The sequence below is a fragment of the Allobosea sp. 2KB_26 genome (assembly GCF_052115715.1).
GTDB lineage: Bacteria > Pseudomonadota > Alphaproteobacteria > Rhizobiales > Beijerinckiaceae > Allobosea.
On the sequence record NZ_JBFRHE010000012.1, the window covers coordinates 81,074 to 92,881 of the forward strand.

General features: G+C 64.6%; 10 protein-coding genes. 8 read left to right on the forward strand and 2 right to left on the reverse strand.

The window, feature by feature from the left end:
• Positions 1–3: 3 nt before the first annotated feature.
• A complete protein-coding gene (locus tag AB4099_RS25880) occupies positions 4–1,212 on the reverse strand; it encodes a patatin-like phospholipase family protein (protein WP_162768455.1) in 1,209 nt (402 codons plus the stop codon).
• A 179-nt stretch (positions 1,213–1,391) separates the two neighbouring features.
• Between AB4099_RS25880 and AB4099_RS25885 the strand changes: the two genes are divergently transcribed.
• From AB4099_RS25885 to lexA, 6 genes are all read left to right on the forward strand, one after another.
• Complete coding sequence (locus AB4099_RS25885; RefSeq protein WP_113518520.1) at positions 1,392–2,009, forward strand: anthranilate synthase component II; 618 nt, start codon at positions 1,392–1,394, stop codon at positions 2,007–2,009.
• A 13-nt stretch (positions 2,010–2,022) separates the two neighbouring features.
• Positions 2,023–3,036 (forward strand): anthranilate phosphoribosyltransferase, encoded by a 1,014-nt coding sequence (gene trpD, locus AB4099_RS25890; RefSeq protein WP_441480171.1) that lies wholly within the window; start codon positions 2,023–2,025, stop codon positions 3,034–3,036.
• A gap of 7 nt (positions 3,037–3,043) precedes the next feature.
• Positions 3,044–3,853 carry an indole-3-glycerol phosphate synthase TrpC gene (trpC, locus tag AB4099_RS25895; protein WP_441480172.1) on the forward strand — a complete coding sequence of 270 codons (810 nt, stop codon included), beginning with the start codon at positions 3,044–3,046 and terminating at the stop codon, positions 3,851–3,853.
• On the forward strand, positions 3,850–4,338 hold the full coding sequence (gene moaC / locus AB4099_RS25900; RefSeq protein WP_441480173.1) for a cyclic pyranopterin monophosphate synthase MoaC: 489 nt from the start codon (positions 3,850–3,852) through the stop codon (positions 4,336–4,338). Before trpC ends, moaC begins: the two co-directional genes overlap by 4 nt.
• Positions 4,335–5,546, forward strand: coding sequence for a molybdopterin molybdotransferase MoeA (locus AB4099_RS25905; protein WP_441480174.1), 1,212 nt, complete (start codon positions 4,335–4,337; stop codon positions 5,544–5,546). Before moaC ends, AB4099_RS25905 begins: the two co-directional genes overlap by 4 nt.
• 81 nt (positions 5,547–5,627) lie before the next feature.
• A complete protein-coding gene (gene lexA / locus AB4099_RS25910) occupies positions 5,628–6,332 on the forward strand; it encodes a transcriptional repressor LexA (RefSeq protein WP_113518531.1) in 705 nt (234 codons plus the stop codon).
• Here lexA and AB4099_RS25915 read toward each other — a convergent pair.
• Positions 6,326–8,581, reverse strand: a complete 2,256-nt coding sequence (locus tag AB4099_RS25915) for a ComEC/Rec2 family competence protein (RefSeq protein WP_441480175.1) — start codon at positions 8,579–8,581, stop codon at positions 6,326–6,328. The genes lexA and AB4099_RS25915 overlap by 7 nt on opposite strands.
• A 158-nt stretch (positions 8,582–8,739) precedes the next feature.
• Here AB4099_RS25915 and gltX point away from each other — a divergent pair, with 158 nt between their 5' ends.
• Entirely contained in the window at positions 8,740–10,158 is a 1,419-nt protein-coding gene (gene gltX / locus AB4099_RS25920) for a glutamate--tRNA ligase (protein WP_441480176.1), read from the forward strand.
• A 268-nt stretch (positions 10,159–10,426) separates the two neighbouring features.
• Positions 10,427–11,716 (forward strand): citrate synthase, encoded by a 1,290-nt coding sequence (gltA, locus tag AB4099_RS25925; RefSeq protein ID WP_113518513.1) that lies wholly within the window; start codon positions 10,427–10,429, stop codon positions 11,714–11,716.
• Positions 11,717–11,808 lie beyond the last annotated feature (92 nt).

The window sequence follows — 11,808 nt, forward strand, 5'->3', positions numbered from 1 at the left end:
CAATCAGCGCGCGGCCAGCGTCGGCGAGAGCGGCGGCTGCGTCTCCCAGGCCTTGCCGCTGCGGCCTTGCTCATAGCCGAGCTGGAACAGGGCCTTCATATACTCCGTATCGAATTCGGAGCGCTGATTGCCTTGAAAGCTGTCGGGAATGGCGGTGAAGGCGAAGCGCGCATGCAGTCGCTTCGCCATCTCCGAGATCGCTGCGATATTGGCGAGCGCCTGGTATTTCACCAGCGTCGAGATCGAGCGTGTGGCCAGCCCCGCCACGGTCTGGGTGCTGGCCTTGTATTCCGGCTTGAGCTTGCCGTTGCGAATGACATAGAGCGCAAGACTGCGTTCCTGACCGAGGTTGCGCCGGGCAGCACCGTTGAGATCAAGACCCGGTGGCGCGAAGAAGATCTGCGAGGTGACGCCGCCGTCGACGTGAAGCTCGTCGAAGACCTTGCCATTGCTCGTGACATTGAGGCGCACGGCCGGAAAGACCGCCGGTATGGCCGCTGAAGCGAGCAGGATGTCGACGAAGAGCTTCTGCCGGCCCGGATGCTGACTCGCGGCGATGCTGCCCACGTCCCAGATCACCGGCCGCTGAGCGTCGAGATTGGTGGTCTGGACCAATAATCGGCGGCCTTTGCGATGCTCGGCGGCGATTTCATCGAGCAGTTGCTCGGTCGCATAGCGTTCAACCAGGTGGCGCAACGGCGTCGTATCGTAGAGGGATTCGCCAAACAGCCCGAGGATTCCCTTGCTGCGAAAGAGATCGCTATCGCCGTAACGCGTATAGATCTCCTCCAGGGCGCCGTCATAGTGCGAGCCGAGGAACGCAAAGGGCGCGGCGAGCGAGCCGGTACTGACCCCGGTGACAACCTCGAATTGGGGCCTGTCGCCGCGCGCAGTCCAGCCTTTCAGGAAACCCGCGCCATAGGCCCCCTCTCCGCTCCCGCCTGAAATCCCGAGGAATGTTGCGGCCACCTGGCATTTGCTACAGCCCGAAGCAGCGATCTGCCTGTACTGGATATCGAGATATTTGCTTGTGGTGGGGACGACCGCATCCCCCCAGAAGCGGATCGTGCCGAATCCGACGACCTCGGCTGTCGACACCCCTTCGGCAGGCAGAGCTTGCGGACGTTCCCCGGAATTGCATGCAGCCAGGCCGAGCAGCGCCGAGGCCAGCAGCACGCGCCTGATCGCCCTGGCCCGACGCAACATCGCCATGCCCCACACACCGAACGCCCCCCGCAAGATTGCGCGGTCTCATCAGGACCATCTTGTCGCCAGCACGCCTGCGAACGCAATCGCGATGGAGCCACGCTCCGACAATAACTTGACCACTTGCCCCCCGAACGGGCATGACCACCTTGCCATCATCGCGACCGGAGATCTCGTTAGCGGCAATGCGTATCCTGCTGATCGACAATTACGACAGCTTCACCTGGAACCTCGTCCACCTGATCGGCGGGCTTGGGGCGGAGGTCGAGGTTCGCCGCAACGATGCCCTTACCGTCGAAGAGGCGCTGGGCGGAGGGCATGACGCAATCGTATTGTCGCCAGGTCCCTGCACCCCCAATGAGGCCGGCATCTGCCTTGACCTCGTGCGCCAGGGCGCCGACAGGAAGCCGATCTTTGGCGTCTGCCTTGGCCTCCAGACCATTGGTCAGGCCTTTGGTGGCGAGATCGTGCGCGCGCCGCTGCCGATGCACGGCAAGATTTCGACCATCAGCCATCACGCCCGCGGCCTCTTTCACGGCGTCAACGGGCCGATCCAGGCAACGCGCTACCACTCGCTCATCGTGGCACGCGAAAGCTGCCCGACAGAGCTGGAGATCGAAGCCGCGACGGAAGACGGGCAAATCATGGCACTCTCGCACCGCTCCCTGCCGGTGCATGGCGTGCAGTTCCACCCCGAGAGCATCGCATCGGAGCATGGTGCGACGATCCTGCGCAATTTCCTCGGCCTGGCGGAACGATGGTCGCAGACACAGGACCGCGCCGCCCTTTCCGAAACAGCCTGACTTCGAAGAACCCATGGACGATTTCAAACCCTTCATCGCCAAGGTGGCGACCGGCGCCTCGCTCTCCCGCGAGGAGGCGCGAGATGCCTTTGACACCATCCTGTCCGGCGAGGTCACCAATGCGCAGGCGGCCGCCTTCTTGATGGCGCTGCGCGTCCGTGGCGAGACTGTCGAGGAGATCGCCGGCGCGGTCAGCGCCATGCGCGGCAAGATGCTGCCGGTGAAAGCTCCGGCCGGCGCGATCGACATCGTCGGAACCGGCGGCGATGCATCGGGCTCCTATAACGTCTCGACGCTGGCTGCGATCATCACCGCTTCCTGCGGCGTGCCGGTCGCCAAGCATGGCAATCGCGCCGCCTCGTCACGTTCCGGAGCGGCCGACGTGCTCACAGCGCTCGGCGTCAAGGTGGGGCTCGAGCCCGCGGGCACGGAGCGTTGCATCGCAGAGGCCGGCGTCGGCTTCATGTTCGCACCGACCCATCACGCCTCGATGCGGCATGTTGCGCCGGTGCGCACCGAACTCGGCACCCGCACCATCTTCAACCTGCTCGGGCCGCTCTCCAACCCGGCCGGTGTCAAGAGGCAGCTCGTCGGCGCCTTCTCAGAGACCTGGCTCGAGCCTATGGTGCGCGTGCTGTCTGCGCTCGGCTCCGACCGCATCTGGGCCGTGAACGGTTCTGACGGCCTTGACGAGATCACCACCACCGGGCCGACCCGCGTCGTCGCGCTCGACAAGGGCAAGATCGAGAGTTTCTCGATCAGCCCGGACGATGTCGGCCTGGCCCGTGCAAAGCCCGAAGATCTGCGGGGCGGTGAACCGGCACAGAATGCCGAGGCGCTCCGTGCGGTTCTCGACGGCAAGAAGACGCCCTTCCGCGATATCGCGGCCTTCAATGCTGCCGCCGCGCTCGTCGTGGCCGGCCAGGCCAGCGATTTGCGCGATGGCCTCGCCCGCGCCACCTCGGCGATCGACAGCGGCAAGGCCAAGGCGACGCTGACCGCCCTCATCGCCTGCTCGAACGCGTGAGGACGTCATGAGCGACATCCTCGCCCGCATCGAGGCCTATAAGCGCCAGGAGATCGCCGCAGCCAAGGCCGCAGTGTCCCAGGCGGAGATCGAGCAGCGCGCCCAGGCTGCTGGTCCCGTGCGGGGCTTCACGGCCGCGCTTACCGCGAAACACGCGGCCGGCAAGCCTGCATTGATCGCCGAGATCAAGAAGGCCAGCCCGTCCAAGGGGCTGATCCGCGCCGATTTCGACCCGCCATCTCTGGCGCGCGCCTATGCCGAAGGCGGCGCGGCCTGCCTGTCCGTGCTGACAGATGCGCCCTCTTTCCAGGGACAGCCGGAATTCCTGCATCAGGCGCGCGCGGCGAGCGGCCTGCCCGCCCTGCGCAAGGATTTCCTCTACGACCCCTATCAGGTCTTCGAGGCTCGCGCCTGGGGCGCCGACTGTATCCTGATCATTATGGCTGGCGTCGATGACGGGACGGCCCGCGCGCTGAACGAGACGGCAAAGTCGCTCGGCATCGACGTTCTGGTCGAGGTTCATAACGAAGCCGAGCTCGATCGTGCCCTCGAGCTCAACAGCCCGCTGCTCGGCATCAACAATCGCGACCTTCGCAGCTTTGCCGTCGATCTCGCCGTCACCGAGAGGCTGGCGCCGCGCGTCCCCGCGGACCGCATCATCGTTGGCGAGAGCGGCATCTTCAGCCATGTCGACATCGCACGGTTACAGCGTGCCGGCGTCCACACCTTCCTCGTTGGCGAGAGCCTGATGCGGCAGGACGATGTCGCCGCTGCGACCCGTGATCTTCTGACCGGTTCTGCGCGCAGCGCAGCATGAGCAAGCTCAGCCATCTCGACGCCAGCGGCCAGGCCCATATGGTCGATGTCGGCGACAAGGAGGAGACCTCGCGCATCGCTGTCGCCGAGGGCTATGTCGTCATGCAGCTCTCGACCTTGGCCATCGTGCGCGATGGCGACGCCAAGAAGGGCGACGTGCTTGGCACCGCGCGCCTGGCTGGAATCATGGCCGCCAAGCGCACGCATGAACTGATCCCGCTCTGTCACCCGCTGCTGATCAGCAAGATCAGCGTCGACCTCACCCTGGACGAGACATTGCCTGGGGTGCGCGTGAGCGCTGAGGTCAAGATGAAGGGACAGACCGGCGTCGAGATGGAAGCGTTGACCGCTGTCGGCGTCGCGTGCCTCACAGTTTACGACATGGTCAAGGCGGTCGACCGGGCGATGCGGATCGAAGGCATCAGGCTCGTTCACAAGTCCGGTGGAAAATCCGGCACCTTCGATCTCCCGGAAACTGCGCGATGAGCCTCACGCCCGTCCCCGTCGCCCTGAAGGCGCTGATCGACAGCGTTCCGGCACCGACACCGTCAGAAACGCTGCCGCTCGCACATTGCGTAGGGCGCGTGCTCGCCGCCGATCTGCAGGCGCTTCGCACCCAGCCCCCCTTCGCCCATTCCGCAATGGACGGATACGCCGTTCGCGCAGACGACATTGCGCCGGCAAATGAATTGCGGGTCATCGGCGAATCGGCTGCCGGTCGCTCCTTCTCAGGGATGGTCCGCTCGAATGAGGCTGTTCGCATCTTCACGGGCGCTCCGATGCCTGAGGGCGCCGATACCATCCTGATTCAGGAGAATGCCGACGGCGTCGGCAGCTCGACGATCCGCGTGCGCGAAAGTGCCGAGCGCGGCAAGTTCGTTCGTCAGGCAGGATTGGACTTCTCCGAGGGCGAGGTGTTGCTTCTCGCCGGCAGCCGACTCGACAGTGCGAGCCTCGGCCTCGCGGCAGCCATGGGCCACCCCACACTCGCTGTGCGTCGCAAGCCACTGGTCGCGATCCTCGCGACCGGCGACGAACTGGTCCAGCCGGGCGAGCCGGTCGGACCCGACCAGATCGTCGCGTCCAACAGCTTTGCACTCGCCGCGCTGGTTGAGCAGGCCGGCGGCACAGCGCTCGATCTCGGGATCGCCCGCGATGATCATGCCGACCTCGCCGACAAGATTGGTCAGGCACGGAAGACCGATGCCGATGTGCTGATCACCCTGGGAGGAGCCTCGGTAGGTGAGCACGATCTCGTCCAGGCAGCGTTGATCGGGCAAGGCATGGCGCTCGGTTTCTGGAAAATCGCCATGCGGCCGGGCAAGCCGATGATGATGGGTCGCCTCGGCCGTATGGTCGCGCTCGGCCTGCCCGGAAACCCCGTCTCGTCCATCGTCTGCGGGCATCTCTTCGTCGTGCCGCTGCTCAGGGCCCTCCTCGGCGTACCGGAACCGGAGCGCGATCTGAGTGAGCCTGCTATCGTCGGAAGAGATTTGCCGGCAAATGATGAGCGGCGGGACTACATGAGGTCGGAACTGATTCTCACCCCGGAGGGATGGCTGGCAACGCCCTTCACCAAGCAGGATTCCTCGATGCTGGCCAGTCTGGCCCGCGCCGACGCGCTACTGATCCGCGAATCATTTGCTGCGCCGGCAAACAAAGGCGACAACTGCCGGATCATCCGCCTACGCTGAGCGTGCTTGCGGAACACAACGCGAACCTGTATGGTGTTCGTGCTTTGTTTCGATTCCGTACGAAGAGCGCTGGCGGGGACCATGCTGACACGCAAACAGTTCGAACTGCTTCGTTTCATCCAGGAACGCCTGCGCGAGACTGGGGTGCCCCCCTCCTTCGACGAGATGAAGGACGCGCTCGATCTGCGCTCCAAGTCCGGTATCCATCGCCTGATCATGGCGCTGGAGGAGCGCGGTTTCATTCGCCGCCTGCCCAATCGGGCCCGGGCGCTCGAGATCATAAAGCTGCCTGAAGGGGCTGGCGGCCCTCAGGCGACGCGCGGACGGTTCAGCCCCTCCGTCGTCCAGGGTGGCCTTGGCAAGGTCCGGCCGATCGCACCGCCCCCGGAAGAGGACGTGCGCTCCACGGTCGCGATTCCGGTCATGGGGCGGATTGCCGCCGGTACACCGATTTCCGCGATCCAGAGCCGCAGCCATAGCGTAGCGCTGCCTGCCGATATGCTTGGCCCCGGTGAACATTTTGCTCTCGAGGTGCGCGGCGACTCGATGGTGGAAGCCGGCATCCTCGACGGTGATACGGTCGTGATCAAACGGCAGGACACGGCCAATACCGGCGATATCATCGTGGCCCTGATCGATGACGAGGAAGCGACGCTGAAGCGGCTGCGCAAGCGCGGCTCCTCGATCGCTCTGGAAGCCGCCAATCCCGCTTATGAAACAAGAGTGCTGGGACCGGACCGCGTCAAAATTCAAGGCCGCCTGGTCAACCTGATGCGGCGCTACTGAAGCCGATCGTGGTCTTCAGCGGCCACGGGCAGCGGGGCCGTTGACGATGATTCCGGCGGCGTAGTGACAGACCGCGCCCGCTTGCGGCTCCAGGGGCGATCAACGCCACCCTGCTCGGATAAATGCGTGCGCCAGCCGCCCTTGTGGCTGACAAGGGCCGTTGCACCATCGCGCGACAATGCCAGGCGGTCGATCAGCCGTGCAGCGCAAGGACTGGTCCAGGGAATCGGCGTGATGACGAGGTCAGCGCGCCTGCAGTCCTCGACGATGGCCAGGCGATCCCGAGCAAAGGCAATGCTTCGTCCATCCTTGCTGCGGACGACACAACCCAGAGTGTCGCAGGCTGCGCCTTCCCGCAGGCTGTTGTCGTCAGGCCGGCGATTATCGCCATCTGCGTTCAGCCATTGTTGCAGCACGAAGCGGCTCGGTTGACCGGCCAGGATCATGCGGTCATCACCCCCGCGGACCAGGATGCCGGAGCCATCACGTTCGATCAGGATATCGGGCCTCTCCGGCTTGGCTGCCACGACCAGTCCCGCGATCAGGGGAACGACGGCCAGAAAGCGCAGCGGTGTCGTCCAGAGCGTGATCCAGAGGAGCGCGGCGGCAAAGCATGCGAGCGCCGCGGTCCCGAACGCAGGAATGACCACTGCGGAGTGGTCGAATCCTGCAACCCAGCGCGCCGATTGCAGCACATAGTCCGAAGCGACTCCCATTAACGCCCAGGCCAGCCAATCCAAACCGAAGGGATAGGCGAGCACGCCGAAGACGGCCGCAGGCATGACGATCAGTGAAACGAACGGCAAGGCGAGCGCGTTGCCGAGCAGGCCGAAGGGGTTGAACGTCTGGAAGTGATAGGCACCGAAGGGGGCGGTTGCTACCGTCGCCAGCAGGGTCGTGACCGTAAGCCCGACGACCGCGATCCAGATCGGACGCAGCGGCCAGGGCAGGTTCGCTGGGGCCTCGGAGTGGCCGCGATCCTCCCAGCGCTCGGCGAAGGCGATCAGAGCCGCAACAGCACCAAAGGACATCTGGAAGCTCGGACCGAGCAGCGCGTCAGGCTCGCGCAGCAGAACGATCATCGCGGCAAGAGCCAGGTTGCGCATGCTGAGCGCCGGGCGATCGACGAGGATCGCACCGAACATGACCAGCGTCATGATCAGCGAGCGGACCGTCGCGACCTCGGCTCCTGAGAAGATGCAATAGGCGGTGGCACCGAGCATCGCGGCAAGGGCGGCGAGTTTCTTCACCGGCCAGCGCAATGCCAGCGTTTCCGACAGCGCCAGCAGGCCACGGACCAGGCCGAAGATCGTGGCGGAGGCCAGCACCATGTGAAGGCCGGAGATCGAGATGATGTGATAGATACCGGCCGCGCGCAGATCGATATTGGTCGCCTCTGTGATGAGGCCACGCTTGCCGGTGACCAGCGACGCTGCCACCGCGCCAGCCTGCCCTCCCCCGATACCGGCGATGCGCTCCGTCAGGGCATTGCGCGCCCGGTCGACCATTGCGCGAAACTGAAGCTCGAGAGGTGGCTGCGAGGGCGGTGGGGCGAGCGTGATCTTTCCCGGAATGGTCCCGACTGCCCCGAGCCCCCGGAAGAAGGCATCGCGGCCGAAATCGTAGCCGCCTGGCCGCACCGGACCGGGCGGTGGCAGGAGGCGCGCGACAGCGGCAATATGATCGCCCGGTGAGACCGAGCCCCCCTTGACGTTGACTCGAACCCGCCGTGGCAGGCGTTCGGGCTCCAGCCCGGCAATGCCGGTCACCAGGACTACAAGGCGCGCGCCAGCGTCACGCGCCTCGACCGATTCGACAAAGCCGGTGAGTTGTCCGACGCGCGTTCGATCGAGCATCGGCGCTGCGATCGTCGCCGTGCGCCAGGCCGCGGCACCAAAGCCGGCGAATATGGCAGCAAGGCCGACGCAAACGAGCATGACTGGGCGCCATGGGCGCGACAGCGCGGCCATCGCAGCGGAAACGCCAAAGCCGGAGAGTGGGACCCAGACGGATGGCTCGCGATCTGCCGCGAAATAGAGCAGGATGCCGCTTCCGATCAGCACCGGCAGCCAGAGAAACAGCCGCCTGCGCCCGGCCTCGATCGCGATGGCGTCCAGGAATCGCGCGCGCCATTCGGCGAGAAGCAACCCAATGGCAGCGGCGTGGAGCCCTCTCTCGGGAATGCGGAACGGTACGGCACGAATACGCGCACCGCGCAGCCGGCTCGGGTCTGGCGGCACCTCGCGCATAAACCGTCCCTCGGGCAGCCGACCGGATGCGATCTTGCGCTTAACGTCGGCCCCATCAGCATGTTACAGGGGCCGCGTCGGTTGTCATGTTCGATTGACGTCTTGTTCCTTTGCCGCTCTGTCGGCCTCATTCCCCGTCCTGCCGGAGCCTGCCTTTCATGAGTGATGCGGTCGTTACGCGCTTCGCGCCGTCTCCAACCGGATTCCTGCATATCGGCGGCGCGCGTACCGCGCTGTTCAACTGGCTCTATGCCCGCCGTCATGGCGGCAAGATGCTGCTGCGCATCGAAGACACCGACCGCGAACGCTCGACCGAACCGGCCATCGCAGCGATTCTCGACGGTCTGTCCTGGCTCGGCCTCGATTGGGACGGCGAGACCGTCTACCAGTTCGCCCGTGCGGCCCGGCATCGCGAGGTCGCCGAGCAGATGCTCGCGGCCGGCAAGGCCTATCATTGCTATGCGACGCCGCAGGAACTCGAGGAGATGCGCGAAAAGGCGCGCGCCGAGGGCCGTCCCATGCGCTATGACGGACGTTGGCGCGATCGCGATCCGGCAACCGCTCCGGCCGGCGTGAAGCCGGTCATCCGCCTGCGCGCGCCGCAGACCGGTGAGACCGTGGTCGAGGACGAGGTGCAGGGCCGCGTCGTATGGCAGAACGAGAATCTCGACGACCTCGTGCTGCTGCGCTCCGACGGCAACCCGACCTATATGCTGGCTGTCGTTGTAGACGACCATGACATGGCGGTGACCCATGTCATCCGTGGCGACGACCATCTCACCAACGCCGCCCGTCAGACCCAAATCTACCAGGCGATGGGCTGGCGCGTGCCAAGCATGTCGCACATCCCGCTGATCCATGGGGCGGACGGCGCGAAGCTCTCCAAGCGCCATGGCGCGCTCGGCGTCGATGCCTATCGCTCCATGGGTTATCTGCCGGTGGCCCTGCGCAACTACCTGCTCCGACTCGGCTGGAGCCATGGCGACCAGGAGATCTTCTCGACCGAAGAGATGGTCTCGCTGTTCAATCTTTCCTCGATCGGCCGGTCGCCGGCACGTTTCGACTACGCCAAGCTGGAGAGCCTGAACGGGCTCTACATGCGCCAGGCCGATGACCGTGACCTGCTCGATGCACTTAAGCAGATCCTCCCAGAGATCGGCCCCGCGCATGGCCTCGGTCCCGAGCTCGATCCGGCTCTCGAAGCCAAGCTGCTTGCTGCGATGCCGGGGCTGAAGGAGCGCGCCAAGACGCTGATCGAGCTACTCGACAGCGCCTCCTATCTTTTTGCGAAGCGCCCGCTCGCGCTCGACCAGAAGGCGGCGACGCTGCTGGATGAAGGTGCCCGCCAGCGCATGCCCAGCTTGGCCGAGAAGCTTGCCGCAGTGAACGACTGGACTCCGGCGCCACTCGAGGCTGCTGTCCGGGCCTTCGCCGAAGAGCAGGCACTCAAGCTCGGACAGGTGGCGCAGCCGCTGCGGGCCGCCCTGACCGGACGCAGTCAGTCACCCGGCCTGTTCGATGTGATGGCGGTGCTCGGCCGCGAGGAAACGCTCGCTCGCCTCAGCGATCAAACGTGATCAAAGGCAGGGCAGCCCCGCCTTTGTGATTGGTTGAACCCCAGGGGCAAATGGGCTAGTGACGCCGCATATGCTGCGGGTGTCCGGAGCGGCGCCCAGTATAAATATTGCTTTAGTATCAGTCGGATGTACCGTCCCGTGCCTGCGATCCCGTCACATGGCCGTTACGCAGAGCTACTCGGATGATGATTGCCGTTCCGGCACCCTTTCGTGCCGGCTCGGATGGAACGAAGATTGATCAGCAGCGAGCCTGAAAGGATCGGTATCGATGAGCGGAACCAACAGCCAGCTGAGTGTGGACGGAAAAACCGTCGACCTGACGGTCAAGACCGGATCGATCGGCCCGTCCGTCATCGATATCAGCAAGCTCTACGCACAAACCGGGATGTTCACCTATGATCCCGGCTTCACCTCGACCGCGAGCTGCGAGTCGGAAATCACTTATATCGACGGCGACGAGGGTGTTCTGCTCCATCGTGGCTACCCGATCGAGCAGCTTGCCGAGCATGGCGACTTTCTCGAGACCTGCTATCTCCTGCTCTACGGCGATCTGCCGACAGCGGCGCAGAAGGCGGATTTCGACTATCGCGTAACGCGCCACACCATGGTGCACGAGCAGATGGCCCGCTTCTTCCAGGGCTTCCGCCGTGACGCGCATCCGATGGCGGTGCTGGTGGCGTCAGTCGGCGCGATGTCGGCCTTCTATCACGACTCGACCGACATCTCGGATCCGCAGCAGCGCATGATCGCGTCGATGCGGATGATCGCCAAGCTGCCGACGCTGGCCGCGATGGCCTACAAGTATACGATCGGCCAGCCTTTCGTGTATCCGCTGAACTCGCTCGACTACACCTCGAATTTCCTGCGCATGTGCTTCGCGGTGCCGGCTGAGGAGTACAAGGTCAACCCGGTGCTGTCGCGCGCACTTGACCGCATCTTCATCCTGCACGCCGATCACGAGCAGAACGCCTCGACCTCGACGGTGCGTCTCGCCGGCTCCTCGGGCGCCAATCCCTTCGCCTGCATCGCGGCCGGCATCGCCTGCCTCTGGGGCCCTGCGCATGGCGGAGCCAATGAAGCGGCCCTCAAGATGCTCGAGGAAATCGGGTCGGTCGACAACATCCCGAAATACATCGCCAAGGCGAAGGACAAGAACGACCCGTTCCGCCTGATGGGCTTCGGGCATCGCGTCTACAAGAACTACGATCCGCGCGCCAAGATCATGCAGAAGACGTCGCATGAGGTGCTGAACGAGCTCGGCATCAAGGACGACCCATTGCTCGACGTGGCGATCGAGCTTGAGCGCATCGCGCTCAGCGACAGCTACTTCATTGAGAAGAAGCTCTATCCGAACATCGATTTCTATTCGGGCATCACCTTGAAGGCGATGGGCTTCCCGACCTCGATGTTCACCGCCCTCTTTGCGCTCGCCCGCACCGTCGGCTGGATCGCGCAGTGGAAGGAAATGATCGAGGATCCGTCCCAGCGGATCGGCCGCCCGCGCCAGCTCTATACCGGGTCGCCGAAGCGCGATTACACGCCGATCGGCCGTCGCTGAGAACAACCTGACACGATCTTTATGACGAAGGTCGAACCCCATCGGATTTAACAATCCGGTGGGGTTTATCATATGGTGCGCCGCCATAACCT

Bases quoted from the DNA above. Each gene is read 5' to 3' on its own strand.
- AB4099_RS25880 (WP_162768455.1), bottom strand. From the start codon at position 1,212: ATGGCGATGTTGCGTCGGGCCAGGGCGATCAGGCGCGTGCTGCTGGCC.
- AB4099_RS25885 (WP_113518520.1), top strand. From the start codon at position 1,392: ATGCGTATCCTGCTGATCGACAATTACGACAGCTTCACCTGGAACCTC.
- trpD (WP_441480171.1), top strand. From the start codon at position 2,023: ATGGACGATTTCAAACCCTTCATCGCCAAGGTGGCGACCGGCGCCTCG.
- trpC (WP_441480172.1), top strand. From the start codon at position 3,044: ATGAGCGACATCCTCGCCCGCATCGAGGCCTATAAGCGCCAGGAGATC.
- moaC (WP_441480173.1), top strand. From the start codon at position 3,850: ATGAGCAAGCTCAGCCATCTCGACGCCAGCGGCCAGGCCCATATGGTC.
- AB4099_RS25905 (WP_441480174.1), top strand. From the start codon at position 4,335: ATGAGCCTCACGCCCGTCCCCGTCGCCCTGAAGGCGCTGATCGACAGC.
- lexA (WP_113518531.1), top strand. From the start codon at position 5,628: ATGCTGACACGCAAACAGTTCGAACTGCTTCGTTTCATCCAGGAACGC.
- AB4099_RS25915 (WP_441480175.1), bottom strand. From the start codon at position 8,581: ATGCGCGAGGTGCCGCCAGACCCGAGCCGGCTGCGCGGTGCGCGTATT.
- gltX (WP_441480176.1), top strand. From the start codon at position 8,740: ATGAGTGATGCGGTCGTTACGCGCTTCGCGCCGTCTCCAACCGGATTC.
- gltA (WP_113518513.1), top strand. From the start codon at position 10,427: ATGAGCGGAACCAACAGCCAGCTGAGTGTGGACGGAAAAACCGTCGAC.